23 protein-coding genes are annotated in these 24,488 nt (G+C 69.4%); 11 read left to right on the forward strand and 12 right to left on the reverse strand.

Annotation, left to right across the window (positions count from 1 at the left end; all coding sequences use genetic code 11):
• Window positions 1–38: 38 nt before the first annotated feature.
• The 6 genes from tsaE to trxA all read left to right on the forward strand — a co-directional run bounded on the left by tsaE (window position 39) and on the right by trxA (window position 8,888).
• Window positions 39–455: a tRNA (adenosine(37)-N6)-threonylcarbamoyltransferase complex ATPase subunit type 1 TsaE gene (tsaE, locus tag KIT25_20795; GenBank protein UYN94442.1), complete on the forward strand. Its 417-nt coding sequence runs from the start codon at window positions 39–41 to the stop codon at window positions 453–455.
• A complete protein-coding gene (locus KIT25_20800) occupies window positions 448–1,443 on the forward strand; it encodes a phosphotransferase (protein ID UYN94443.1) in 996 nt (331 codons plus the stop codon). Before tsaE ends, KIT25_20800 begins: the two co-directional genes overlap by 8 nt.
• Window positions 1,443–2,144, forward strand: coding sequence for a nucleotidyltransferase family protein (locus KIT25_20805; protein UYN94444.1), 702 nt, complete (start codon window positions 1,443–1,445; stop codon window positions 2,142–2,144). The genes KIT25_20800 and KIT25_20805 overlap by 1 nt, the downstream gene beginning before the upstream one ends.
• Window positions 2,033–5,050, forward strand: a complete 3,018-nt coding sequence (addB, locus tag KIT25_20810; GenBank protein ID UYN94445.1) for a double-strand break repair protein AddB — start codon at window positions 2,033–2,035, stop codon at window positions 5,048–5,050. The genes KIT25_20805 and addB overlap by 112 nt, the downstream gene beginning before the upstream one ends.
• Window positions 5,047–8,484, forward strand: a complete 3,438-nt coding sequence (gene addA / locus KIT25_20815; GenBank protein ID UYN94446.1) for a double-strand break repair helicase AddA — start codon at window positions 5,047–5,049, stop codon at window positions 8,482–8,484. Before addB ends, addA begins: the two co-directional genes overlap by 4 nt.
• An 83-nt stretch (window positions 8,485–8,567) precedes the next feature.
• A complete protein-coding gene (gene trxA, locus KIT25_20820) occupies window positions 8,568–8,888 on the forward strand; it encodes a thioredoxin (GenBank protein ID UYN94447.1) in 321 nt (106 codons plus the stop codon).
• A gap of 4 nt (window positions 8,889–8,892) precedes the next feature.
• Here trxA and KIT25_20825 read toward each other — a convergent pair whose 3' ends face one another.
• From KIT25_20825 to KIT25_20835, 3 genes are read right to left on the reverse strand one after another with little or no spacing between them, the layout of a single operon-like run.
• On the reverse strand, window positions 8,893–10,185 hold the full coding sequence (locus KIT25_20825) for a bifunctional folylpolyglutamate synthase/dihydrofolate synthase (GenBank protein UYN94448.1): 1,293 nt from the start codon (window positions 10,183–10,185) through the stop codon (window positions 8,893–8,895).
• A 7-nt stretch (window positions 10,186–10,192) separates the two neighbouring features.
• Window positions 10,193–11,083: an acetyl-CoA carboxylase, carboxyltransferase subunit beta gene (gene accD, locus KIT25_20830; GenBank protein ID UYN94449.1), complete on the reverse strand. Its 891-nt coding sequence runs from the start codon at window positions 11,081–11,083 to the stop codon at window positions 10,193–10,195.
• A 58-nt stretch (window positions 11,084–11,141) separates the two neighbouring features.
• Window positions 11,142–12,353 (reverse strand): D-alanyl-D-alanine carboxypeptidase, encoded by a 1,212-nt coding sequence (locus KIT25_20835; GenBank protein ID UYN94450.1) that lies wholly within the window; start codon window positions 12,351–12,353, stop codon window positions 11,142–11,144.
• A 58-nt stretch (window positions 12,354–12,411) separates the two neighbouring features.
• Between KIT25_20835 and KIT25_20840 the strand changes: the two genes are divergently transcribed.
• Window positions 12,412–13,080, forward strand: a complete 669-nt coding sequence (locus tag KIT25_20840; GenBank protein UYN94451.1) for an MBL fold metallo-hydrolase — start codon at window positions 12,412–12,414, stop codon at window positions 13,078–13,080.
• Window positions 13,081–13,531: 451 nt separating this feature from the next.
• Here the strand turns inward: KIT25_20840 and trpA are convergent, their stop codons facing one another.
• The 7 genes from trpA to KIT25_20875 are packed head-to-tail and all read right to left on the reverse strand — an operon-like array spanning window position 13,532 to window position 20,090.
• Window positions 13,532–14,365: a tryptophan synthase subunit alpha gene (gene trpA / locus KIT25_20845; GenBank protein ID UYN94452.1), complete on the reverse strand. Its 834-nt coding sequence runs from the start codon at window positions 14,363–14,365 to the stop codon at window positions 13,532–13,534.
• A 2-nt stretch (window positions 14,366–14,367) separates the two neighbouring features.
• Window positions 14,368–15,582 carry a tryptophan synthase subunit beta gene (trpB, locus tag KIT25_20850; GenBank protein UYN94453.1) on the reverse strand — a complete coding sequence of 405 codons (1,215 nt, stop codon included), beginning with the start codon at window positions 15,580–15,582 and terminating at the stop codon, window positions 14,368–14,370.
• Between the two features lie 41 nt (window positions 15,583–15,623).
• Complete coding sequence (locus KIT25_20855) at window positions 15,624–16,160, reverse strand: RidA family protein (protein ID UYN94454.1); 537 nt, start codon at window positions 16,158–16,160, stop codon at window positions 15,624–15,626.
• Window positions 16,157–16,795, reverse strand: coding sequence for a phosphoribosylanthranilate isomerase (locus KIT25_20860; GenBank protein UYN94455.1), 639 nt, complete (start codon window positions 16,793–16,795; stop codon window positions 16,157–16,159). Before KIT25_20860 ends, KIT25_20855 begins: the two co-directional genes overlap by 4 nt.
• The gene (pyrF, locus tag KIT25_20865) at window positions 16,792–17,544 is read right to left on the reverse strand and encodes an orotidine-5'-phosphate decarboxylase (GenBank protein UYN94456.1); all 753 of its coding nucleotides are present in this window, start codon (window positions 17,542–17,544) and stop codon (window positions 16,792–16,794) included. The genes KIT25_20860 and pyrF overlap by 4 nt, the downstream gene beginning before the upstream one ends.
• A 38-nt stretch (window positions 17,545–17,582) precedes the next feature.
• Window positions 17,583–19,067, reverse strand: a complete 1,485-nt coding sequence (glpK, locus tag KIT25_20870) for a glycerol kinase GlpK (GenBank protein ID UYN94457.1) — start codon at window positions 19,065–19,067, stop codon at window positions 17,583–17,585.
• Window positions 19,068–19,070: 3 nt separating this feature from the next.
• The gene (locus tag KIT25_20875) at window positions 19,071–20,090 is read right to left on the reverse strand and encodes a polyprenyl synthetase family protein (protein ID UYN94458.1); all 1,020 of its coding nucleotides are present in this window, start codon (window positions 20,088–20,090) and stop codon (window positions 19,071–19,073) included.
• A gap of 54 nt (window positions 20,091–20,144) precedes the next feature.
• Here KIT25_20875 and KIT25_20880 point away from each other — a divergent pair, with 54 nt between their 5' ends.
• The 3 genes from KIT25_20880 to KIT25_20890 are packed head-to-tail and all read left to right on the forward strand — an operon-like array spanning window position 20,145 to window position 22,208.
• Window positions 20,145–20,888, forward strand: a complete 744-nt coding sequence (locus tag KIT25_20880; protein UYN94459.1) for a methyltransferase — start codon at window positions 20,145–20,147, stop codon at window positions 20,886–20,888.
• A gap of 25 nt (window positions 20,889–20,913) precedes the next feature.
• Entirely contained in the window at window positions 20,914–21,741 is an 828-nt protein-coding gene (locus KIT25_20885; GenBank protein UYN94460.1) for a S49 family peptidase, read from the forward strand.
• Window positions 21,742–21,749: 8 nt separating this feature from the next.
• Window positions 21,750–22,208 (forward strand): nuclear transport factor 2 family protein, encoded by a 459-nt coding sequence (locus tag KIT25_20890; GenBank protein UYN94461.1) that lies wholly within the window; start codon window positions 21,750–21,752, stop codon window positions 22,206–22,208.
• On the opposite strand, the gene KIT25_20895 is transcribed toward KIT25_20890, so the two are convergent.
• Together KIT25_20895 and KIT25_20900 are read right to left on the reverse strand one after the other, a co-directional pair.
• Window positions 22,205–23,140: an N-carbamoyl-D-amino-acid hydrolase gene (locus KIT25_20895; protein UYN94462.1), complete on the reverse strand. Its 936-nt coding sequence runs from the start codon at window positions 23,138–23,140 to the stop codon at window positions 22,205–22,207. The two genes, KIT25_20890 and KIT25_20895, sit on opposite strands and share 4 nt — an antisense overlap.
• A 20-nt stretch (window positions 23,141–23,160) precedes the next feature.
• A complete protein-coding gene (locus tag KIT25_20900) occupies window positions 23,161–24,003 on the reverse strand; it encodes an NAD(P)-dependent oxidoreductase (protein ID UYN94463.1) in 843 nt (280 codons plus the stop codon).
• A gap of 39 nt (window positions 24,004–24,042) precedes the next feature.
• Between KIT25_20900 and KIT25_20905 the strand changes: the two genes are divergently transcribed.
• Window positions 24,043–24,486, forward strand: coding sequence for a GNAT family N-acetyltransferase (locus KIT25_20905; GenBank protein ID UYN94464.1), 444 nt, complete (start codon window positions 24,043–24,045; stop codon window positions 24,484–24,486).
• Window positions 24,487–24,488: the final 2 nt, after the last annotated feature.

The raw sequence follows: 24,488 nt of genomic DNA on the forward strand, positions 1-24,488 counted from the left end.
ACAGCGTCGTCGTGATAGAAGTCGGCATCGGAGACCCGGTGCCGACTTCACTGTTTCTGCCCGACGAGGCCGCGACCGAGCGGCTGGGTGCTGAACTCGCCGAACGGCTGCGGCCGCGCGATGTCCTCGCGCTGCGCGGCGGGCTGGGCGCCGGCAAGACGACGCTCGCCCGCGCCATCCTGCGCGCCGCCGCGGGCGATCCGGCGCTGGTCGTGCCGAGCCCGACCTTCACCCTGGTCGAGGTCTACGACACACGGCGCGGCGCGTTCTGGCATTTCGACCTCTACCGCCTCGAGGCGCCCGAGCAGGTCTTCGAGCTCGGCTGGGAAGAGGCGCGGGCCGATGGCATCGTTCTGATCGAATGGCCGGAGCGGCTGGGCGCGCTGCTGCCGCCGCACAAGCACGTGAGCCTGGAGATCGAGGGCGATGGACGTCGGGCGTCGATCGATGTCTGAGCGGGCGGTGCTGCGCGCCGAGTTCGTGAGGCGCTCCGGCTGGGCTGACGCTGAGGAGCGCCTGCTGGCGGGCGATGCCTCGTTCCGGAAATATTTCCGGCTGACCCGTGCCGGCGGCACCGTCGTGGTCATGGACTCGCCCGCGGCGCACGAACCCGTCGAACCCTTCGTGCGCGTCGGCCGGCACCTGCTCGCGCTCGGCCTCAGCGCGCCGGAGATCTATGCCGAGGATCTGGGCAACGGCTTCCTGCTGCTCGAGGACCTGGGCGACGACACCTTCGCGCGCGTTCTGGCGCGGGGCGGCGACGAACGGGAGCTCTATCTGCGCGCCACCGACGTGCTGGTGACGCTCTACCAGGCACCGGACCACGGCCTGCTGCCCGGGCTCGGGAGCTACGCCGGAGAGGCGCTGGTCGAGGCGGCGATCCTGCTGCCCGAATGGTACCTGCCGGCCGCGTCGGGCCGTCCGGCGCCGGATGACGAAGTCGCGGCCTATCGCGATGCCTGGCGCGCGTGCTTCGCCCAACTGCCCACGACCGAAGAGGCGCTGCTGCTGCGCGACTACCACAAGGACAACCTCCTGTGGCTGCCCGAGCGGCCGGGCGTGCGCGCCTGTGGCCTGCTCGACTTCCAGGACGCCCAGCAGGGCCATCCGTCGTACGATCTCGTCTCGCTGGTCGAGGATGCGCGTCGCGACGTGTTGCCCGACGTGCAAGCCGCGTGCATCGACCGTTACATCGCCGCCACCGGCCTCGATTCGGCCGACTTCCGCACCGGCTTCGCGCTGATGGCGGCGCAGCGGCACGCCCGCATCATCGGCCTCTTCGTGCGGTTGCTGGAACGCGACGGCAAGCCCGAGTACCTGCGACACCTGCCGCGCGTCTGGCGCATGTTCGAACGGCACCTGCGGCACGAGGCGCTGGCGCCGTTGCGCGACTGGGTCGACCGTGTGCTGCCGCCCGAGTGGCGGCGCATCGGCGCCGAGTGATGGGTCCCGTGATTCGCTCGGCGATGATCCTGGCGGCCGGCCGCGGCGAGCGCATGCGGCCCTTGACCGACACCACGCCCAAGCCGCTCATTCCCGTCGCCGGCCGGTCGATGCTCGACCGCGCCATGGATCGCCTGGCGGAGCATGGCGTGCGCAACCTGGTGATCAACGTGCACCATCTCGGCGAGCAGATCGCGAGCCATGTCGGTGGACGCGCGCATGTCGTGCGCGAGGACCGCCTGCTGGAGACCGGCGGCAGCCTGAAGAACGCCCTGCCGCTGCTGGGTGACGGGCCGTTCTTCGTGCTGAACGGCGATGGGCTGTGGACCGATGGCGCCATTCCGATGCTGCGCCGCCTCGAGGCGATGTGGGACCCTCGCATCATGGACGCGCTGCTGCTGCTCCATCCGCTCGATCGGGCGATCGGTCGCGAGCCGACCGACCACGGCGACTATTTCCTCGATTCCGACGGCCGCGCCCGCCATCGCGGTGGCGCGGCGGCGGCGCCCTATCTGTTCGCCAGCGTCTCGGTGTGCGACCGCCGCCTGCTCTACAACGCGCCCGACGGCCCGTTCTCGCTGGTCCGGCTATGGCACCGGGCCCAGGCTGCCGGCCATCTCTACGGCCTCGTGCACGACGGAAAGTGGTTCCATGTCGGCACGCCGCGGGCGCTGGCCGAGGCCGAGCGGGAATTGCCGTGAGGGGCATCTACACGATCGGCCTCGACCGGCGCTTCGCCGACGAGCTGGCGCGCGGCCTGCTGGCCGAGCACGGCGCCGAGCCGCTCGCCCTTGCCGACATGCTGATCCTGGTACCGACGCGCCGCTCGGTGCGTGCGCTCCGCGAAGCCTTCCTCCGCGCCTCGGGCGGCAAGCCCGCGATCCTGCCGCGCATGGTGCCGCTGGGCGACGTCGACGAGGACGAATGGAGCGACCTGCCGGGCGAGGGCGAGGCCGTCGACTTGCCGCCGGCCATCGCGCCCGCCGAGCGCGAGGCGCTGCTCGCCGCGCTCGTTGCCCGCTTCCGGGACGACCAGGGCCAGCCGGCCGCCCGGACGGCGGCGCAAGCGCTGAAGCTCGCGCGCGAGCTCGCGCGCCTGCTCGACGAGCTCGCCATCGACGGCGTGCCGTTCGACAGGCTCGAGACGCTGGTCGAGGGCAACTTCGCCCGTCACTGGCAGCGCACGCTGGAGTTCCTCGCCATCGTCGGCGAGCACTGGCCCCGCGTGCTGGCTGAGCGCGGCCAGGTCGACGCGCTCGAGCGGCGCACGCGATCGATCCGCGCGCAGGCCGAGCGCTGGCGGGCCAGCCCGCCGGCGGGCCCGGTGATCGCCGCCGGTTCGACCGGTTCGCAGCCGGCGACGCGCGAACTGCTGGGCGTCGTCGCCGGCCTGCCCGCCGGCTGCGTCGTCCTGCCGGGGCTCGACCGCGCCATGGACGAAGAGAGCTGGCGCGCGCTCGAACCCTCGCATCCGCAATTCGGCCTGCGCGAGTTGCTGGCGGCGCTCGGCGCGGAGCGCAGCGGGGTAGCCGAATGGCCGGGCGGCCCCGGCGACGCGGCGCGGCGCCATCTCATCACCGAGTTGATGCGGCCTGCGGCGACGAGCGATTCGTGGTCGAAACCCGAGGCCGCCGCACTCGAGCACGTCACGCGCGTGGATTGCGCCCATCCGCACCAGGAGGCCGTCGTGATCGCGCTGGCGCTGCGCGAGGCCCTCGAGACCGGCCGGCGCACCGCCGCCCTCGTCACGCCCGACCGCGATCTCGCGCGCCGAGTCGCCGCCGAGCTGCGGCGCTGGAACATCGAGATCGACGATTCGGCCGGCCGGCCGCTCGCCGACGCGCCGTCCGCGACGCTGCTGCGCGCGCTGCTGGCGGCGCTCGATTCGGGCTTCGCACCGGTCGACCTGCTGTCGCTCCTCAAGCACCCGCTCTGCACCCTGGGCTTCGAGCGCGCCTTCCTGCTCGCCGCGGCGCGCCGCCTCGACCGCAGGCACCTGCGCGGACTGAAGCCGCAGGCCGGCCTCGACGTCCTGCGCCGCAAGGCTGCGCAGGAACCGGAGATCGTCGCGATGCTCGACCGTCTCGCCGAAGCGACCGCGCCGCTCGCGGAACTGATGACGACGACGTCGCCGGTCGAGACCCTGCTGCGGGAGACCGTTGCAGCCGCCGAGCGGCTGGCACCGGCCGACACGTTGTGGTCGGGCGAGGCCGGCGAAGAGCTGGCCGACGCGCTGGCGGAACTGGCCGCGGCCTGGCGATCGGCGGCCGACGTGCGGCCGGGCGAATGGCCGGCGCTGCTGACGGTGCTGCTCGACGGCCGCACCCTGCGCCCCGCTTACGGCCGTCATCCGCGGCTCGCCATCTGGGGACCGCTCGAAGCCCGCCTGCAGCGCGCCGACCTCCTGATCCTGGGCGGCCTGAACGAGGGGACCTGGCCGCCGTCGGTCGACACGGGGCCATGGATCAACCGGCCGATGCGCGCCGCGCTCGGCCTGCCTCAGCCGGAGCGGCGCATCGGCCAGTCGGCGCACGACTTCGCCGCCGCACTCGCCGCCGAGCGCGTGCTGCTGACGCGCGCCGAGCGTGAAGGCGGCGCACCGACCGTGCCGTCGCGCTGGCTGGCGCGTCTCGACGCCTTGTTCGGTTACGACCCGGCGGCCGGCGTCGCGCCCGAGTACATCCAGCGCGGCCGGCGCACCTACTTCGCCTGGGCCGAGAAGATCGACGATGCCGGCCGCTATGAACCGTGGTTGCGTCCCGAGCCCCGGCCGCCCGTCGAGGCCCGGCCAACACGGCTTTCGGTGTCGAGCGTCGAGCAATGGCGGCGCGATCCCTACGGCCTATACGCGCGCCGCATCCTGCGCCTGGAGGCGCTCGATCCGCTGGAGGCCGAGCTCGGCGCCGCCGATCGTGGATCGGCCCTTCACAAGGCGCTCGACGAGTTCCTGAAGGCGCACTCGTCCGGCGCATTACCGGTCGACGCGCTCGAGCGCTTCGAGCGCCTGGGCGAGCGGCACCTCGCCGGGGTGCTGACGGCCCCGGCCGAGCGTGCCTTCTGGTGGCCGCGCTTCCAGCGCCTGGCCAGCTGGTTCATCGGCGCCGAGCGCGCGCGGCGCGCCGCCGGCACGCGGCTGCTCGCGAGCGAGACGCGGGGATCGTTGCAGGTCGGTTCGCTCACCATCGAGGCCATCGCCGATCGCATCGACGAAATCGAACCGGGTGGCTGGGAGGTCATCGACTACAAGACCGGAAGAGTGCCCTCGCCGCGTGAGCTCGAAGCGCTGTTCGCGCCGCAGCTGTTGCTCGAAGCGGCGATGGCCGAGCGCGGCGGCTTCGCCGACATCGAGGGCAAGGCGCGCGCCGTGCATCTCTCATACTGGCAGGCCAACGGCCTCGGCGAGGGCGGCCAGCAGAAGGAGATCAAGGACAGCGACCGGCTGGTGCCCGAGATGCTGGCGCTGGTGGCCCGGATGGTGGCCCATTTCGGCGATCCGCGGACGCCCTATGCCGCGCTGCCGTGGCCGCAATTCACTCCCCACTTCAACGACTACGCCCATCTCGAGCGTGTCGCGGAGTGGTCGACCGCGGGCGGAGGCGAGGAATGAGCGAGGTCCTCGACCTGCTGTCCCTCGCCAGCGACGCCCAGCGCAGCGCCACGTCGCCCGCGCACTCTGCCTGGGTCGAGGCCAATGCCGGCACCGGCAAGACCAAGGTCTTGACCGACCGGGTGACGCGCCTCCTGCTGGCCGGTGTTCCGCCCGAACGCATCCTTTGCCTCACCTTCACCAAGGCGGCGGCGGCGGAGATGCGCAATCGCCTCGCCCTCCAGCTCGGCCGCTGGGCGATGGCCGAGCCGACCATGCTCGACGAGCAGATCGAGGCACTGATCGACCGGCCACCCGAGGCCGCGGAGCGCGTGCTGGCGCGCCGGCTCTTCGCGCGCGTGCTCGATGCGCCGGGCGGCATCAACATCCTCACCATCCACGCCTTTTGCCAGGCGCTGCTCAAGCGCTTTCCGCTCGAGGCCGCCGTCGCGCCGGGCTTCGAGGTGCTCGACGAGGGCGAGGCGGCCAAGCTGCTGCGCCACGCCCAGGACGAACAGGTCGAAGCATTGAGCCGTCCCGATGCTCCGGCCGCGCTCGCCGCAGCGCTGGCCGCGGTGGCCGGCCGCATCTCCATCGCCGAGTTCCAGGAGTTGATGACGAGGCTGCTCGGCGAGCGGGCCTGGCTCATGGCCGAGATCGGCGGCGAGGACGGGTTGGCCGCCCTGCGCCGGCGCCTCGCCCAGGGGCTGCGCTGCGACGTCGTGCCGACATTCGACGAGGCGTCGATGCGCGCCGCGGCACGGGCGCTGATCGCGGCCGGCGGCAAGACCGATCCGCCGCGCGGCGAGGCGATCGCCCGCCGGCTCGAGACCGGCGAGGAGGGCGACGACTATCGCGCCGTCTTCTTCACCGACAAGGGCGAGCTGCGCGCGAGGCTCGCGACCAAGGCGGCCACGAAGGCCATGCCGAACATCGAGGACGTGCTCGCCGACGAAGCCGAGCGTCAGCAGTGCCTGCGCGGCATCGCCCTCGTCGAGCTCACCGTCGGCCTGCTGCGCCTCGGCCTCGACATCGCCCGGCGCTATGCCAACGCCAAGCGCCGGCGCGCGACGCTCGACTACGACGACCTGATCGTCGCCACGCGGCACCTGCTGGAGGGTGCCGACAGTGCCGCCTGGGTGCTCTTCAAGCTCGACGGAGGCATCGACCACGTGCTGGTCGACGAGGCGCAGGATACCAACCCCGACCAATGGGAGGTGATCCGCCGGCTCACCGAGGAGTTCTTCACCGGCGAGGGCGCGGTCGACCGCAACCGCACCGTTTTCGCCGTCGGCGACACCAAGCAGTCGATCTTCGGCTTCCAGCGCGCCGATCCGCGCAAGCTCGCCGAGATGCGCGACTGGTTCCACGAGCGCAGCCACGACGCCCGCAAGCACTTTCAACCGGTCGACCTCACTGTTTCGTTCCGCTCGACGCCGGCGGTTCTCGACGCCGTTGACTGGGTTTTCGCCCAGAACGAGGCGGCACGCGGGGTCGTCTCGTCCGGCCCGATCGTCCACCTCGCAAGCCGCAAGGAGGAGCCGGGGCGGGTCGAGCTCTGGCCGCTCGTTCAGTCGGACAAGGAGGAAGTCGACACCTCCGACCTGTCGGCCGAGCGCACATCCCTGAAGCTGCCGCACGAGCGGCTGGCGCGGCTGGTCGCGGCACACGCCAAGAGCCTGATCGGCCGCGAACGGCGGGCGCGACGCGGCGAGAAGCTGCACGAGGGCCACTTCATGGTGCTGGTCCGGCGGCGCAACGCCTTCGTCAACGCGCTGGTGCGTGCGCTCAAACGCGAGCAGCTCGAGGTGGCGGGCGTCGACCGGCTCGACCTCATCGAGGAGCTGGCGATTCAGGACCTGCTGGCGCTGGCCCGCTTCGTGCTGCTGCCGCAGGACGACCTCAACCTCGCTTGCCTCCTGAAGTCGCCACTGGTCGGGCTCGACGAGGACCGGCTGTTCGAGCTCGCCTGGCGACGCCCGGGGCGGTTGTGGCGCGCGCTGCGCGAGCGTGCCGGCGAGCCTGCCTTCGCCGAGGCCCATGCCCGACTGGCGGCATGGCTGGCGCGCGCCGATTTCGTCACGCCGTTCGACTTCTTCGCCCAGGTGCTCGGCCCAGAGCGCGGTCGAGAGCGCCTGCTGCTGCGCCTCGGCCGCGAGGCATCGGACCCGATCGACGAATTGCTGGCGCGCGCACTGCAATACCAGCACGACGAGCCCGGCTCGCTGCAAGGCTTCCTGCGCTGGTTCGAGAGCGGCGGTGGCGAGATCAAGCGCGATCTCGAGCAGAACCGGCGTCGGGAGGTCCGCATCCTGACGGTCCACGCCTCGAAGGGCCTGCAGGCGCCGATCGTCTATCTGCCCGACACGACCCGCGTACCGGGCGACCTCGAGCGCCTCCTGCCCGCCGGCGACGGCAAGACGCGGCTGTGGCTGCCGCGCGCGGAGGACGCCAACGAGGCGGCCCGCGCCTGGCGCGCCCAGGCGAAGGATCGGGCGATGGAGGAGCAGAACCGCTTGCTTTATGTCGCCATGACCCGCGCCGAGGACCGCCTCTATGTCGGCGGATGGGTCGGAACGCGCCCGCCGGATCGTGGCTGCTGGTACGAGCGCATCGCCCAGGGGCTGGCGGCCAGCGCGGGGGAAGCCGACGGCGGACGCAATAGCGCGCGAGCGCGAACCTTCGACTTCGCGACCTATCTCGGCGCCGATGCCTGGGCAGGCGACGGCTTCGAGCTGACCAACGAGGGGCGGATCGAGGTGCCGGACCAGGAGGAACTCGCGATCGCGCAGGCCGTCGACATGCCACCGTGGGTGACGGTGCCCGCTCCGGCGGAACCCGACCCGCCGACGCCGCTGGCGCCTTCCCAGCCTTTGCCCGATGAAGCCGTCGCTGCGTCCCGCGCCTTCAGCCCGTTCGCAGCGGGCGATACACGACGCTGGCAGCGCGGCCGGCTGCTGCACGAGCTGCTGCACCGGCTGCCCGACATCGCGGCCCCCGAGCGCGCGGCAGCGGCCCGACGCTTTCTCGGCCGTCCGGCGCACGGGCTGGCCGACGGCGAGGTCGAACAGTGGGCCGCGGAAGCCCTGGCGGTCACGGAGGCGCCGCAGCATGCGGCCTTGTTCGGCCCGGCTTCGCGCGCCGAGGTACCATTGATCGGCACGCTGCAAACCGCGCGCGGCACCTTCACCGTGAGCGGTCAGGTCGACCGGCTGGCGGTCACCCAACGCGAGATCCTGATCGTCGACTTCAAGACCAACCGGCCGCCGGCGGCGTCGGTCGCCGAGGTTCCCCTCGTTTATCGACGACAGCTCGCGCTCTATCGGACGCTTCTTGCCGGCCTCTATCCGAACCGAACGGTACGGGCCTTCCTGTTGTGGACGATCGTCCCGTCGCTCATGGAGATCGACGGAAAAACACTAGATATGTCAATGCCTTATGCCGCCGCACCTTGACTCGGACGAGGCCGGTTCCTAGCTTTCGGCGCAGGGCGGCGCCGGTCGATCGACCGGCCTGTAGTGTTTTTGGGAGAACCTGAATGACCGTGAAGGCAACCGATGCTTCCTTCGAGCAGGAAGTTCTCAAGTCCGACGTCCCCGTCCTCGTCGACTTCTGGGCCGAGTGGTGCGGCCCCTGCAAAATGATCGGCCCCTCGCTCGAGGACATCTCCAAGGAGATGGACGGCAAGCTGAAGGTAGTGAAGGTCAATATCGACGAAAACCCGATGTCGCCGACCCGCTACGGCGTGCGCTCGATCCCGACCTTGCTGCTGTTCAAGAACGGCCAGGTGGCGGCCACCAAGATCGGCGCCGAGCCCAAGCAGAAGCTGGTGAGCTGGATCAACACCGTCGTGAGCTGACGCCTCAGCCGTTGCGCGCAAGCACCGCGCCGGCGAGGTAGAGCGACCCGCAGATCAGGATACGCATCGGCGCGGGCTGGCTGACCAGGAGGTCTTCCAGCGCCGCGCCGATGTCGTTGGCGGGAGCGCAGTCGAGGCCGACTTCGTCGGCCTTGGCGCAGGCCTCCTGCGGCGTGAAGGCGCTGTGTCCCTCGGGGAACGGCACCGCACGAGCCGCCCTTGCGTGCCGTGCCAACGGGCGCAGGAAGCCCGACGCATCCTTGGTCGTCATCATGGCGAAGACCAGGTAGAGCGGCAGCGGCGCCGGCTCCTTTGCCCAATCGGCCGCCATCCGCGCGAGCGCCAGGCCGCAATCCTCGTTGTGCCCGCCGTCGAGCCACAGCTCGCAGCCCGGCGGGAGCGCCTCGACCAGCGGCCCGCGCGTCAGGCGCTGCAGGCGCGCCGGCCACTCGACGGTGGCCAGCCCCTGGCGGACCGCGGCATCGCCGATGTCGAAGCGGGCGGCCCGCAGCCGTTCGATGCAGGCGACCGCCGTCGCCGCATTGTCGAGCTGGTGCGGGCCCGCCAGCGCCGGCGCCGGCAGATCGAGCGCCAGCAGGTCGCTTTCGTATCGGAACCCGCCCACCTGCGGCGTCATCTGCCATTCGCGGCCCATGCGGAAGAGCGGCGCGCCGAGCCGCGCCGCTTCGGCGGCGATAACGGCAGCCGGCGTCTCGCGCTGCCGGCCTGTCACAGCCGGCGTCGCTCGCTTCAGAATGCCGGCCTTCTCTCCAGCGATGCCTTCGAGCGTGTCTCCCAGGAAACCCGTATGGTCGTAGCCGATGGGCGTGATCGCCGACAACGCAGGCGCGATAACGTTGGTGGCGTCGTAGCGGCCGCCCATGCCGACCTCGATCACCGCCAGGTCGGCGGGCACGCGCGCGAACGCCAGATAGGCGGCGGCGGTGGTGATCTCGAAGAAGGTGATGGGCTGCTCGCCGTTGGCGACCTCGCACTCGGTGATGACGTCTCCGAGCTCGTCGTCCCCGATCAGCCGGCCGGCCACGCGAATGCGCTCGTTGAAGCGCACCAGATGGGGCGAGGTGTAGACATGGACGCGATAGCCGGCCGCCTCGGCCATCGCCCGCAAATAAGCGACCAGCGATCCCTTGCCGTTGGTGCCGGCGACATGAACGGTCGGCGGCAGTTTCCTCTCAGGCGACCCGAGGGCGGCGAGCACGCGCTCGATGCGGTCCAGACCGAGATCGATCGACCGCGGATGGAGCCGCATGACGCGCTCCAGGAGGGGATCGATCATGGCTGTTTCAGCGACCGGCGACGGCCAGGTCGCGGCTCTCGGCCACCAGCGGGTCCATGAGCAGCGACACGATGCGGATCAGCGTCTCGCGCAACTTGTGACGATGGACGACGGCATCGATCATGCCGTGCTCCAGCAGATATTCCGACCGCTGGAAGCCCGCCGGCAGCTCCTGGCGGATCGTGTCCTGGATCACGCGCGGCCCGGCAAAGCCGATGATGGCGTCGGGTTCGGCGAGATGGACGTCGCCCAGCATGGCGAAGGAGGCCGAGACACCGCCAGTCGTCGGATCGGTCAGCACGACGACATAAGGCAGACCCGCCGCCTTGACCTTGCGCACCGCGATGGTGGTGCGCGTGAGTTGCATCAGCGACAGGATGCCTTCCTGCATGCGCGCGCCGCCCGATGCGGAGAAGGCGATCAGCGGCGCCTTGCGCGCGACGGCGAGCTCGGCCGCCATGACGAGCCCCTCGCCCACCGCGGTGCCCATCGACCCGCCCATGAAGGTGAAATCCAGCGCGGCGACGACGGTGTGCCGGTTGCCCATGAGGCCGCTCGCCACGACCAGCGCCTCGGTCGAGCCGTCGTTCTTGCCCTGCGCTTCCTTGAGCTGCGTATCGTAGCGCTTGGTGTGACGGAACTTCAACGGATCGGCGACCACCTTGGGCAGCGGATGGAGCTCGTACTTGCCGTCGTCAAACAGGTGCGGGAAGCGCTTGATCGGCCTCTGCCGCATGTGATGGCCGCAATGGGTGCAGACTTCCTGGTTGGCCTCCCAGTCGCGCATGAACAGCATCTGCTCGCACTTGGGGCATTTGAGCCAGAGATTATCCGGCGCCTCCTTGCGCGCGACCAGCGCCCGGAGCTTGGGGCGGACGAAATTGGTCAGCCAGTTCATGGCCGCGGTATCGCACGAACCACCGGTCAGGCCAAGCCGGCGCACCTCGCCCGGCGTATCAGCGCCAAAAGCCCGCGAATGGCGCCCTCATATCCTGGGCCTTGCGGACCTGGCAGAACTGCCGCTTCGCCTGGTAGACGGCGCACAGTTGCTGAGCCGCCTCGGGCTGAAGGTCGGCGACGATGGCCGCCTGCTTCTTCACTTTCTCGCCGGTGACGGGAAGAATCCACTCCTTGCCGAGATGGCTGAAGCCGAGCGACGACAGCTCGGCTTGACCCTGGTCGAACACCCGCTTGGCGGTGCGCCAGTCGGCGAAGGTGCCGAGCCAGGCGGCGTCGCCCGGCATGTCGTAGCGGATGGTGCCGCACTCGCCGTAGGGAATGACGAAAGGCGGCGGCCCGCCCTCGTTCTGGAGCTGCCAGAGTTTCGGCCTGTTGCCACCGGTCTTGAGAAGGAACGCCTCGTCGAACAGCCGCACCATGAACTCGTCGCGCAGGTCGCCGCGACGGAAGCCGAAGGAACCGGCAATGAGGCGGCGACCATCGCGCACGGCGCTCGCCATGATGTTGAAGCCGGAGGAGCAGATGAAACCGGTCTTGAGGCCGTCGGCATAGGGCGAGTAGAGCTCGAGGAATTTCACGCCCGGCCCGATGCGCTGCTTGCCGAACATGAACTCCTGGGTGTGGAAGTAGCCGTAGTACTGCGGGAACTCGCGCACCAGCGCCAGCGCCAGCAGCGCGAGGTCGCGCGGCGTGCTGACCTGGGCGGGGTCGGGCAAGCCGTGGGGATTTCGGAACTCCGTGGCGGTCATGCCGAGGCGGCGTGCGGTCTGCGTCATTCGCTGAGCAAAGACCGCCTCCGAACCGCCCAATAGTTCGGCGACGGCGACCGCCACGTCGTTGGCCGAACGCGCGACCAGTGCCTGCACCGCCTGCTCCACGGTGATCGCATTGCCGGGGGCGACACCCAGCTTGGACGGCGACACCTTCGCCGCGTTCTGCGAGAACGGGACCGGCGAGGACAAAGTGAGCCGTCCCGCCTTCAGCTCCTCGAACAGCAGGAAGATCGTCATCATCTTGGTGAGCGAGGCCGGATACCAGGCCGCGCCAGCGTCGCGTTGCAACAAGGTCTCGCCGGTGGCGGCGTCGACCACGATGTAGGGCCCCGTCATCACCGGCCCCGACGGCGAGGCGACGGCGGCAATCTGCGCCGCGGCGGGACCGGCGAGGCTCACGAGAGCCAGGACAAGCGACAGAAGACGACGTTTCATTGGCCGGAAGACAGCATACGCCCTTCCGCGTGGCCGCGGGAGGCATTAGATCGGAAACATGCTCAAGGTCATGATCGCCCCCGTCACGCCGTTCCAGCAGAATTGCTCGATCGTCTGGTGCACCGACACCATGGAGGGCACCGCGGTCGATCCGGGCGGCGACTTCGACTTGCTGAAAGAGGCGATCGCCGAGCAAGGCATCAAGGTGACCAAGGTCCTGCTCACCCACGGCCATGTCGACCATGCCTCGGCGGCGGGCACGATGGCCGAGCACTATGGCGTCAAGATCGAGGGACCGCACCGCGACGACCTCTTCCTCATCGAGGGCCTGCCCGACTCGGGTCGCAAGTACGGCTTCCCGCTCTACAAGCCGTTCGTACCGGACCGCTGGCTGGAGAACGGCGACGCGGTGACGCTCGGCAACCTCGTCTTCGAGGTCGTACATTGTCCCGGCCATACGCCGGGCCACGTCGTGTTCGTGCACAAGCCGTCGAAGATCGCCTTCGTGGGTGACGTTCTGTTCCGGGGCTCGATCGGCCGCACGGACTTTCCGCGCGGCAACCACGATCAGTTGCTGGGGTCGATCCGCGGCCGGCTATGGCCGCTGGGCGACGACGTCCAGTTCGTGCCGGGCCATGGCCAGACCTCGACCTTCGGCTGGGAGCGCAAGACCAACCCGTTCGTCGCCGACCTGCTGTTCGAGGACGAAGAGGCGGGCCCGGCCTAGCGCCTCGAGCTGGTCGGCGGTCGGCAGCATCTCGAACACCGGCGACGCGCCAAGCTCCATCAGGCGGCGATGGATGGCGCGCAAGGCGGCCTTGTCGAAGCGGGCCGGCTTTTGCTCGAGGGCGGCCGCGGCATGCTTCGAGCGTTCCTGCGGCAGGCGTGCGAACACTTCGAGTTCGACATCGGCGACCAGGTGGAGCCCGCAGGCGAGTGCTGCCAGCGCATAAAAGAGCGATTCCTCTTCCCAGCGATCCGGCTGCCGCCGCTCCTCGTCGAGGAGATCGAGGGCCGCGCTGAACTTGGCGTGAATCTTCTGTATCCGCTCGTCGGATGGTGCCGGCATCCCGTACTCCCTGCGACGTTGGTAACGCGCAGATGGGGGCGGCGTTGCCGATGCGCAAGGAACGCGCGGCGACAGCCCGACGATGTCACAGAAACTTATTGCTGCACGACTATGCCTTGCGCACGCCACGCACGCCGTCGGCGAGCGCCTTGACGTAGGCCAGCACGCCCGGAACGAGATCCGGCTTGGCGCGCCCGTGCTCGTCGAGGCCGGCCTTGACGCGATCGACGATGGCGGAACCGACGACGGCGGCGTCGGCGTGGCGCGCCACGGCCGCTGCCTGATCGGGCGTCTTGATGCCGAAGCCGACGCTCACCGGCAGCTTCGTGTGACGCTTGATGCGCTCGACATGCGTGCGCACCGCCTCCTCGGTCGCCGACTTGGTGCCGGTGACGCCGAGCACCGACACGAAATAGACGAAGCCCGAGGCGTATTTCAGGACGGCCGGCAGGCGCTTGTCGTCGGTCGTCGGCGCGGTCAGCAGCACGGTGTCCAGTCCGACGCGCGATGCGTGCGGCTTGAGTTCGTCGGCTTCTTCCGGCGGCAGATCGACCAGGATGAATCCGTCGACACCAGCCGCCGCCGCCTCCTTGCAGAAACGCTCGACGCCGCGGCGATAGAGCAGGTTGAAGTAGCCCATCAACAGGATCGGCGTATCGTTGTCGCCGGTGTCCTTGCGGAAGCGCCGAACCATGTCGAAGGTCGCGTCGACCTTGATGCCGGCCTTGAGCGCGCGCTGGCCGGCGAGCTGGACCGACGGACCGTCGGCCATCGGATCGGTGAAGGGCATGCCGAGCTCGATCAGGTCGGCGCCGGCCGCTGGCAATCCCTTGAGGATCTGGTAGCTGACCTCGACGTTGGGGTCGCCGGCGGTGATGTAGGCCACCAGCCCGGCGCGCTTGTCGGCCTTGAGATCGGCGAAGCGCTTGGTGATGCGGCTCATGTTCAGGCCTTCATGCCCAGGCGCTCGGCGATCTGCGGCACATCCTTGTCGCCGCGTCCCGAGAGGTTGACCACCAGGAGATTGTCCTTGGGCAAGGTCGGGGCGAGCCTGATGGTATGGGCGAGCGCGTGCGACGATTCGAGCGCCGGAATGATGCCCTCGAGCCTGCACAGGAGCTGGAACGCCGCGACCGCCTCATCGTCGGTCGCCGAGACGTATTCGACGCGGCCCTGTTCCTTCAGCCACGAATGCTCCGGCCCGATGCCCGGATAGTCGAGGCCGGCGGAGATCGAATGCGCCTCCTTGATCTGGCCCTCGTCGTCCTGCAGCAGGTAGGTACGATTACCGTGCAGCACGCCGGGCTGGCCGCCGGTGAGCGACGCGGCGTGCTCGTCCGTGTCGAGCCCCCTGCCGGCCGCCTCGACACCGACGATGCGCACCGCCTTGTCGTCGAGGAAGGGATGGAACAGGCCCATGGCGTTCGAGCCGCCGCCGATGCAGGCCACCAGCGTGTCCGGAAGCCGGCCTTCCATCTCCATCATCTGCCGGCGCACCTCCTCGCCGATGATGCACTGGAAGTCGCGCACCATCGCCGGATAGGGATGCGGCCCGGCGACGGTGCCGATGCAGTAGAAGGTCGTCTCGCAGGTCGCGACCCAGTCGCGCAGCGCCTCGTTCATCGCGTCCTTGAGCGTTGCCGCGCCGGCCTTCACCGGCCGGACCTCGGCGCCCAGCATGTTCATGCGCGCCACGTTCGGCGCCTGCCGGGCGACGTCGACCGCGCCCATGAACACCACGCAGGGAATATCGAACAGCGCGCAAGCCGTCGCTGTCGCCACGCCGTGCTGGCCGGCGCCCGTCTCGGCGATGACCCTCGTCTTGCCCATGCGCTTGGCGAGCAGCACCTGGCCGAGCACGTTGTTGATCTTGTGGCTGCCGGTGTGGTTCAGCTCCTCGCGCTTGAAATAGACTTTGGCGCCTCCGAGACGGCGGGTGAAGCGCTCGGCGTAGTAGAGCGGGCTCGGCCTGCCGGCATACTGCGTCAAGAGATACTTCAGCTCGCCCTGGAACTGCGGATCGGCCTTGGCCTCGCTGTAGGCCTTCTCCAGCTCGAGGATCAGCGGCATCAGGGTCTCGGCGACGTAGCGGCCGCCGAATATGCCGAAATGCCCGCGCTCGTCGGGTCCGCTGCGGAAGGTGTTGGGTGAGGCTGCCATCGGCCGGACTTAGCAGTCCCGGCGGGGCGCGGTCAAAAGCCCTACCTCTTCTTTTTCGCGGCCGACTTCTTCTTGGCCTTCGCTGTCGGCCGCGTCACAGCCGCTTTGCGCGCCGGTGCATCCTCGACCTCGACGATGACCTCGATCTCGACCGGGATGCCGCGCGGCAGCGAGCCCATGCCGACCGCCGACCGCGCGTGCTTGCCGCGCGCGCCGAACACCTCGACGAAGAGATCGGAGCAGCCGTTGATGACCTCGGGCTGCTGGCCGAACTCGGGCGTGCCGTTGACCATACCCAGCACCTTGACGACACGCTTGACGCGATCGAGGTCGCCGAGCTCCGCCTTCATCACTGCAATCAGGCTCAGCCCGGTCTCGCGGGCGCACTGGTAGGCCTGCTCGACGGTGAAATCGCGGCCGACCTTGCCGACCGGCAGCGGCTTGCCGGGCAGGCCGGGGCCCTTGCCGGCGAGGAACAGCAGGTTGCCGGTGCGCACGGCATTGACGTAGTTGGCCACCGGCGAGGTCGGCGCCGAGAGCTCGATGCCGAGTTGCTTCAGCCGTTGTTCGGTCTTCATGCGATCTCCCCCACGCGCGCCAGAAAGGCGCGAATCAACTTCACGGATTTCACACCGCGCGTCGCCTCGACGCCAGAGGAAACGTCGACGATGGGTGCGTCGGTGACACGCACGGCCTCGGCGACGTTGTCGGGCGTGAGACCGCCGGCCAGCATCCACGGGACAGGCACGTTGCGGCCGGACAGGACCCTCCAGTCGAAGCTCCTGGCGTTGCCGCCGGGCAGCGTGCCCCCGTCCGTGTCGAACATCAGGAGGTCGACCACGCGGGCATAGCGCTTGATGCCCTGCTCCACATCCGACGCCTTGCCGACCTTGATCACCTTCATCACCAGCAAGCGGGTACGTGCCTTGATGTCAGCGACACGCTCGGGCGTTTCGGAGCCATGAAGTTGCAGCATGTCAAGCGCGCCGGTGCCGACGCGCTCGGCGAGCAGTGCGTCGTCGGGATCGACAAACAGGCCGACGCGGACCACGAGTTTTGGCACGCGCTTGCCCAGCGCCTTCAAGGTGTCCGCCGAGATATGGCGCGGCGACGGGGGGTAGGAAACGAAGCCAACGTAGTCGGCGCCCGCCTCGACGGCGGCATCGACCGTTTCAGGCGTCGACAACCCGCAGATTTTGACTTCGACCGTCATAGGTCGTTGACGCCGGCTTCGCGCGCGATGGCCTCGGCCGCGACCCGCGGATCGGCTGCCTGGTAGATCGGGCGTCCCACGACCAGATGCGTGGCGCCGAGATCGACCGCCTGCCGCGGCGTCATGGCGCGCTTCTGGTCGTTGGCCGCGCTACCGACGGGGCGGATGCCCGGCACCATCAACACGAAATCGGGACCGCATTGCTTGCGCAGGGCGGCAATCTCGAGCGGCGAGCAGATCACGCCGTCGAGTCCGCTCTCCCTTGCGAGGCCGGCAAGACGCACCACCTGATCCGACGGATCGGCATTGACGCCAGTCGCTTCGAGATCCGAGCGGTCGAGCGATGTAAGCACAGTCACGCCGAGCAGCTTGGGTCGCGGCAGGTTGAGCTTGGCCGCCTGCGCCGCCGCCTCGGCTACTGCCGCCTTCAGCATCTCGCGGCCGCCGCTCGCATGGATGGTGATGTAGGTGGGCGCCAGCTCGACCACGGCACGGATGCCGCCCGCGACCGTGTTGGGGATGTCGTGCAGCTTGAGATCGAGGAAGAAGCCGACGCCCGTTGCTCGCACCGGCGTCGGGAAGGCATAGCGCACGCCCGGCGCGCCATGCGCCAGAAAGAACTCCAGCCCGAGCTTGATGCCGCCGACCGCCGGCCTGGGGCCCCCGGCGATGGACTGAATCAGCCGGGTGGCTTGGGCGAGATCGGTGGTGTCGATGCCGCAATAGACGGGATTGGCGCGGGTCCGCATGCGGGGCGCAACCTAAAGGGCGCCCCCATTGGCAGCAATCAGGAACTGCGCACCCTTCTCACGGCGTCCTGCCAGCCGGCGTAGCGGCGGTCGCGCGAGGCGGCGTCCTCCGTCGGCCGGAAGGCGCGGTCGAGCGCCCAGGTCGAGGCCAGGGCGTCGAGCGAGGGCCACAGGCCGGCCTGCAGGCCGGCGAGGAAGGCCGCCCCCAGCGCCGTCGTCTCGGTGACTTTCGGCCGCTCGACGGGCGCGCCGGCCGTATCGGCCAGGCGCTGCATCAGGGCGTCGTTCACCACCATGCCGCCGTCCACGCGCAACTCGTCGATCTGCGCGCCGTCGCCGCGCATCGCCTCGACCAGGTCGCGCGTCTGGTAGCACACCGAATCGAGGGTGGCGGCGGCGATCTCGCCCGGTCCCGAGTCGCGCGTCAGGCCGAGGATCGCACCGCGCGCCTCGGCATCCCAATAGGGCGCACCGAGACCGACGAAAGCCGGCACCATGTAGACGCCGTGGTCCGGCTTGGCGGAGCGCGCGAGTGCTTCGACCTCCGACGACTTGGCGATCAGGCGCAACCCGTCGCGCAGCCATTGCACGGCCGCGCCGGCGATGAAGATGCTGCCTTCCAGGGCATAGGTCCGCTGGCCGGCGAGCTGGTAGGCGATGGTGGTCAGGAGCCGGCTGCGCGAATGCACGGCAAGCGTGCCCGTGTTGAGCAGCGCGAAGCAACCCGTGCCGTAAGTCGCCTTGATCATGCCGGGCTTCACGCAGGCCTGGCCGATGGTCGCGGCCTGCTGGTCGCCCGCCATGCCGAGCACCGGCACTGGCGCGCCGAGGATATCGGCGGTCGTCACGCCGAGCTCGCCGGCGCAATCGACGACGGTGGGCAGCATCGATGGCGGCACGCCGAGCAGGGTCGCGAGCTCGCCGTCCCAGGCGCCCTTGCGGATGTCGAGCAGCAGGGTGCGGCTGGCGTTGGTGGCGTCGCTGGCATGCACCTTGCCGCCGGTCAGCCGCCACAGCAGGAAGCTCTCGATGGTACCGGCAGCCAGGGCGCCCTTCTCCGCCGCCGCGCGGCTGCCGGCCACGTGATCGAGGATCCAGGCGATCTTGGTTCCGGCGAAGTAAGGGTCGAGCAGCAGGCCGGTGCGCTCGCCGATCGCCTTCTCGTGGCCCGCCTGGCGCAGCTCGGCGCAGCGGTCGGCGGTGCGCCGGTCCTGCCACACGATGGCGTTGTGGACCGGTCTTCCGGTGGCGCGATCCCACACCACCGTGGTCTCGCGCTGGTTGGTGATGCCGATGCCGGCGATCGCCCGGGCATCGAGCTTGGCGTCGGCCAACGCACCGCGGCACACCTCGACGGTCGCCCGCCAGATCTCCTCCGGATCGTGCTCGACCCAGCCCGGTTTGGGAAAGATCTGCGGCAGTTCCTTCTGCGCCGAGGCGACGGGCCGCCCGGATCTGTCGAAAACGATGGCGCGCGTGCTGGTCGTGCCCTGATCGATGGCCAGGACGTGTTTGGTCGCCATCGCTCAATGCGCGCGGTCGATGGCGAAGTCGACGGCCTCGAGCAGCGCCGCCTTCAGCGGACTGTCGCCGAACAGGCCGAGCGCGTCGCGCGCCATGGCGCCGTAGTGCCGTGCCCGCTCGAAGGTGTCGGCGATCGCGTCGTGGCGCTCGATCAGTGTCTGGGCGTGCTCGAGATCGCCGGGTTTCTGGTCGAGCGCCTGCATCGTGCGCTTCCAGAACTCGCGATCGACCACACCGCCGCGCAGGAAGGCGAGGATGACCGGCAGGGTGATCTTGCCCTCGCTGAAATCGTCGCCGACGGTCTTGCCGAGCTTGGCCTCGCGGCCGGCATAGTCGAGCGCATCGTCGACCAGCTGAAAGGCGATGCCGAGATTCATGCCGAAGCTCTCGAGAGCCACCCGCTCGGCGCCGCCTCGACCCGCGACCATGGCGCCGACCTCGGCGGCGGCGGCGAAGAGGCGCGCGGTCTTGGCCTTGATGACCTCGAGATAGGTCGCCTCGGGCGTGCTGATGTCGCGCTGGGTGACGAGCTGCAACACCTCCCCCTCGGCGATCGTCGAGGACGCGCGCGACAGCACGCCGAGGATGCCGAGCGAGCCGACCTCGACCATCAGCTCGAAAGCGCGCGTGAACAGGAAGTCGCCGACCAGCACCGACGCCTTGTCGCCCCACACCGTGTTGGCGGTCGGCCGGCCGCGGCGCAGCGCGCTGACATCGACCACATCGTCGTGCAGCAGCGTCGCCGAATGGATGAATTCGACGCAGGTCGCGAGCTTGATGTGCCGGTCGTCGGCGGAATTGTGTCCGCACAGGCGCGCCGCGGCCACCGTCATCAACGGCCGCATGCGCTTGCCGCCGGCGCCGACCAGGTGATTGGCGAGTTCCGGGATCAACGACACCGGCGAACGCATGCGCAGGAGGATCTCGCGATCGACCCGCGCCATGTCCTCGGCGCACAAGGCGAGCAACGGCTCGAGCCCAGGGGTCTTGCGCTTGTCTTCCAGGGAGACGACGGTGGCCATGATCGGAAGCGGATCCCCATCCAGTTTGCTTGTTGCGACTTGAGGTGTCGTTCTATGTCTGCCGTCCCTAGCACGGAAACGAGCCCGACCGAAGATGCGTTGCTGGGTGGTCGGCTCAGGCTTTTGCAGCCACAGCGCGGGTATCGGGTCGCCGTCGACGCGCTTCTGTTGGCCGCCGCCGTCGACGCCCGGGCCCGCGAGCGCGTGCTCGACCTGGGCGCCGGTGTCGGCGCCGTCGGATTGTGCCTCGCTGCTCGCGTACCGGGATGCCGGATTGTCGGCATCGAACTCCAACCGGCGCTCACCGAGCTTGCCGAGCGCAACGCCGCTTTGAACGCGATGCAGGAGCGCGTGCGAACGATCGTTCACGATCTCGCCCGGCCGCTGCCCGGCAGTCTCGGCTTGTTCGACCATGTGGCGACGAACCCGCCGTACCTCGCGGCGGCGGTCGCCGATCCCTCGCCCGATCCCGTGAAGGCGCTCGCCACCGTCGAATCGAGCGTCGATCTCGCCCGCTGGCTCAAGGTCGCGGTTTCGGCGCTCGCTGAGAACGGCACGCTGGTCCTGATCCATCGCGCCGACCGCCTGTGCGAGATCGTCGAACGGCTCGACCGGCTGGGCTGGCGCGACGTCGCGGCGAAGAAGCTGCCGCCCGCCAACCGCGTCCTGGTGCGCGCCCGGAGGGCCACCGCCGCGCGACGGCACGATTCGCCGCCTCTCGTCCTGCATCGAGCGGGAGGCGGCTACACCGACGAAGCCGAGGCGATCCTGCGTCACGCCGCGCCGCTTGCCTTCTGAACGTCCGACCGCGACAGTGCAAGCCATGCTGGGTTGGTTGAAGGATCGCTTCGCGCGCACGCCGCTGGTGCCGGTCGTGCGCCTGTCGGGCGTGATCGCCTCGTCGGGCCTGCTCGGGCCGCGCGGCCTGTCGATCGAGACGGTCGCCCCGCTGTTGCAGCGCGCCTTCGCCCTGCGCGGCGCCCGGGCGGTCGCGCTCGTCCTCAACTCCCCCGGCGGCTCGCCGGTGCAGTCGTCCCTGATCGCCCAGCGCATTCGTCTGCTGGCAGTCGAGAAGAATCTGCCGGTAATCGCCTTCGTCGAGGATGTCGCGGCGTCGGGCGGCTACTGGCTCGCCTGCGCCGCCGACGAGATCCTGGTCGATGCCGCGTCGATCGTCGGCTCCATCGGCGTGATCTCGGCAGGTTTCGGCTTCCCCGACGCGTTGGCGCGACTCGGCGTCGAGCGTCGCGTGCACACGTCGGGCGAACGCAAGTCCATGCTCGATCCCTTCCGGCCGGAGAACCCCGACGACGTCGAGCGGCTGGAGCGGCTGCAGTCGGAAATCCACGAGGGCTTCAAGGAGTGGGTGCGCCAGCGCCGCGGCGATCGGCTCAAGGCCGACGCGGCGTTGCTGTTCACTGGCGAGTTCTGGACCGGCCGCCGCGGCGTGGAGCTTGGGCTGGTCGACGGCGTCGGCGAGATCCGTGCCACCCTGCAGGCACGCTACGGGCCAAGGGTGCGGCTGCCGGTGATCGCGCCGCGCCGCCGTCTGCTCTCACGCCTCGGTCTCGGCGCCTCGATCGAATCGGTCGGTCCGGCGGCGCTGGCGGCGGTGGAGGAGCGGCTGCACTGGCAGCGCTATGGACTCTAGGAGCGACCATGAAGCTGCGCGATCCCATTCATCCCGACGACCTCGCCGCCGTGCGAACCTGGTTCGACGCGCTCTCCCGGCACTGCCGCGCCGTCGACTACGAGGGCGCACGGCCGATCTTCGCCGACGACATGATCGCCTTCGGCACCTTCACCGACTTCATGATCGGCCGCGAACTCGCCGAGCAGAAGCAGTGGCGCAACGTGTGGGGCACCATCCGCAACTTCCGCTACGATCTGTCGAAGGTCGAGGCCATCGTTTCGGCCGACCGCCTGACCGCCGTCGGCATGGCGGTATGGCAGTCCGACGGCTTCCATCCCAACGGCGATCCATTCGATCGGCCGGGCCGCACCACGGTCGTGCTGGGTCGCCGGAAGGTCGGCGAGTCTTTCGTCGCCACCCACACGCACATGTCGCTGTTCCGCGGCACGCCCGACCAGAGCTACGGAACCTTCAGCGGGCCCTAGGACGGATCGATCGCGCCCTTGCGCTCGACGATCAGCCGGTACTGGTCCGGCTGGCGATGGACGGCGAAGTTGAAGGTCGTGCGCTTGTAGCTCTGCCCGGCATCGAGGTCGCAGCGATGTACGATGAGTTCGTCGTCGTCGGAATGGGCGCGCGCCACCACCTTGCCGGAGGGCGCCACGATCATGCTGTCGGCCAGCGACGGCACGCCTTCCTCGGTGCCTCCCTTGGCGACGCCGACCACCCAGGTGCCGTTCTGGTAGGCACCGGCCTGCATGGAGAGTTGGTTGTGGAACCACGAGTGCTGGTCGTGGTCGGGCGACGGCGCGTTGTGCAGCGGCGTGTTGTAGCCCAGCATGACCATCTCGACGTTCTGCAGACCCATGACCCGGTAGGTCTCGGGCCAGCGCCGATCGTTGCAGATGCACATGCCCATGTTGCCGCCGAACGCCTTGGCGACCGGGAAACCGAGATTGCCGACCTCGAAATAGCGCTTCTCGAGATGCTGGAAGGGCCGCGCCGGCTCGTGCTCGGCATGGCCGGGCAGATGGACCTTGCGGTACTTGCCGACGATGCGGCCGTCGCGCTCGACCAGGATCGAGGTGTTGAACCGCCGCATCCGGCCATCCTCGCTGGCGAGCTCGGCATAGCCCAGGCAGAAACCGAGTCCGAGCCGCTTCGCCTCGGTGAAGAGCGGCGCCGTTTCGTTGGAGGGCATCTCGCGCTCGAAGAAGGAATCGATTTCGGCCTGGTCGGTCATCCACCAGCGCGGGAAGAACGTGGTCAGCGTCAGCTCCGGGAACACGACCAAGTCGCACCCCATGCGGCGGGCCTCGCGCAGATGCGCGATCAGCCGCTCGACCACGTCGCGCCGCGTGTGGTTGCGTTGAATGGGGCCCATCTGGGCCGCGCCGACCGTCAGTACTCGGGACATCGTCACCTCTACGGCGTCGATTATGGCCGCGACGGCCCGGCCCGCTCAACGTCGTTGGTGAACTCCATCGAGCAGAAGGCCCCGCCCTGAAAGACATCGCCGACCGGGTCGGGCCCGACTTTCGCCTGCTCGGCCTCGGCATGGGCGCGATGCTCCTCGCCGCGGCCGGTCGGCCTGTAGCCGAGCTGATAGGCGCGCGCATTGTCCCACCACGAGGCTTCGTTGTCGGAGGCGCCGTAGAGGATGTCGTAGCGGATGTCGGGATGCTCGAGGCCGATGCGCAGAAGCTGGACCAGATCCTCGGGCGATATCCAGATGGAGAGGCGTCGCCTGTCGATCGGCCTCGGCCCCACGTTGCCGATCCTGAGGCAGGTCACGACGAGGCCGTGCTTGTCGGCATAGAGTGCGGCCAATGCCTCGCCGAAGGCTTTGCTGACCCCATAGCGGCTGTCGGGCCGCACCGTGACGTCGGGTCCGATACGGCGTGCCCGTGGATAGAAGCCGACGGCGTGGTTCGACGAGGCGAAGACGATGCGCGCCACGCCGGCCAGCCGCGCCGCCTCGAAGAGATTGTAGCAGCCGACGATGTTGGATTGCAGGATCGCGTCCCATGGTCCCTCGACCGAAAAGCCGCCGAAATGCAGGATGCTGTGGGTGCCCTCGACCGCGCGGGCAACCTCGTCGGGCCTGGCAAGATCGCAGGGAACGAACGTTTCGTGCGGCTGCAGGCCGTCTGGTCGCGCTCGATCGCTGAGCACCAGCCCCGGATAGAGTGGCGCGAGCAGGGGTCGTATCATCGTGCCGATGCCGCCGGCGGCGCCGGTCAACACGATGCGGCGCGACGGGTCCAGCGGCTCGGTCATTGTTGCCTCTCTCGGTCGGTTGCGGCGATACACTGTGGCATGGCCGGTTCCATCCGTCGCGCCCGCCCCGAGGACCATGCGCGTATCACCGCGATTCGCAACAGCGTGAGCGAAAATGTCCTGAGCGATCCCGGTCAGGTGACCGTCGAGGACTACAGGTGGTTCGAGCAAAGTCCCGGCGTCTGGGTATGGGAGGAGAACGGCACGATCCTGGGATTCTCCGCCGCCGATACACGCGACGGCTCGATCTGGGCGCTGTTCGTTGCTCCGGGCCATGAGCGCCGCGGCATCGGCCGTGCCCTGTTCGACAAGGCGTGCGACGTGCTGCTTGAGAATGGCCATCGCACCGCCCTGCTGACGACGTCGCCCGGTACCCGGGCGGAGGGCTTCTATCGCGCGGCGGGATGGCAGGCGATCGGCACCAGCCCGAGGGGAGAGTTGATCTTCCATGCGGTTCTCCGACCCGGCGGCACTCGGCTATAGTC

This window comes from Enhydrobacter sp. (assembly GCA_025808875.1).
GTDB lineage: Bacteria > Pseudomonadota > Alphaproteobacteria > Reyranellales > Reyranellaceae > Reyranella.

Coding starts and splice junctions, on each gene's coding strand:
- KIT25_20800 (UYN94443.1), top strand. CDS start 448: ATGTCTGAGCGGGCGGTGCTGCGCGCCGAGTTCGTGAGGCGCTCCGGC.
- KIT25_20805 (UYN94444.1), top strand. CDS start 1,443: ATGGGTCCCGTGATTCGCTCGGCGATGATCCTGGCGGCCGGCCGCGGC.
- addB (UYN94445.1), top strand. CDS start 2,033: ATGGCACCGGGCCCAGGCTGCCGGCCATCTCTACGGCCTCGTGCACGA.
- addA (UYN94446.1), top strand. CDS start 5,047: ATGAGCGAGGTCCTCGACCTGCTGTCCCTCGCCAGCGACGCCCAGCGC.
- trxA (UYN94447.1), top strand. CDS start 8,568: ATGACCGTGAAGGCAACCGATGCTTCCTTCGAGCAGGAAGTTCTCAAG.
- KIT25_20825 (UYN94448.1), bottom strand. CDS start 10,185: ATGATCGATCCCCTCCTGGAGCGCGTCATGCGGCTCCATCCGCGGTCG.
- accD (UYN94449.1), bottom strand. CDS start 11,083: ATGAACTGGCTGACCAATTTCGTCCGCCCCAAGCTCCGGGCGCTGGTC.
- KIT25_20835 (UYN94450.1), bottom strand. CDS start 12,353: ATGAAACGTCGTCTTCTGTCGCTTGTCCTGGCTCTCGTGAGCCTCGCC.
- KIT25_20840 (UYN94451.1), top strand. CDS start 12,412: ATGCTCAAGGTCATGATCGCCCCCGTCACGCCGTTCCAGCAGAATTGC.
- trpA (UYN94452.1), bottom strand. CDS start 14,365: ATGAGCCGCATCACCAAGCGCTTCGCCGATCTCAAGGCCGACAAGCGC.
- trpB (UYN94453.1), bottom strand. CDS start 15,582: ATGGCAGCCTCACCCAACACCTTCCGCAGCGGACCCGACGAGCGCGGG.
- KIT25_20855 (UYN94454.1), bottom strand. CDS start 16,160: ATGAAGACCGAACAACGGCTGAAGCAACTCGGCATCGAGCTCTCGGCG.
- KIT25_20860 (UYN94455.1), bottom strand. CDS start 16,795: ATGACGGTCGAAGTCAAAATCTGCGGGTTGTCGACGCCTGAAACGGTC.
- pyrF (UYN94456.1), bottom strand. CDS start 17,544: ATGCGGACCCGCGCCAATCCCGTCTATTGCGGCATCGACACCACCGAT.
- glpK (UYN94457.1), bottom strand. CDS start 19,067: ATGGCGACCAAACACGTCCTGGCCATCGATCAGGGCACGACCAGCACG.
- KIT25_20875 (UYN94458.1), bottom strand. CDS start 20,090: ATGGCCACCGTCGTCTCCCTGGAAGACAAGCGCAAGACCCCTGGGCTC.
- KIT25_20880 (UYN94459.1), top strand. CDS start 20,145: ATGTCTGCCGTCCCTAGCACGGAAACGAGCCCGACCGAAGATGCGTTG.
- KIT25_20885 (UYN94460.1), top strand. CDS start 20,914: ATGCTGGGTTGGTTGAAGGATCGCTTCGCGCGCACGCCGCTGGTGCCG.
- KIT25_20890 (UYN94461.1), top strand. CDS start 21,750: ATGAAGCTGCGCGATCCCATTCATCCCGACGACCTCGCCGCCGTGCGA.
- KIT25_20895 (UYN94462.1), bottom strand. CDS start 23,140: ATGTCCCGAGTACTGACGGTCGGCGCGGCCCAGATGGGCCCCATTCAA.
- KIT25_20900 (UYN94463.1), bottom strand. CDS start 24,003: ATGACCGAGCCGCTGGACCCGTCGCGCCGCATCGTGTTGACCGGCGCC.
- KIT25_20905 (UYN94464.1), top strand. CDS start 24,043: ATGGCCGGTTCCATCCGTCGCGCCCGCCCCGAGGACCATGCGCGTATC.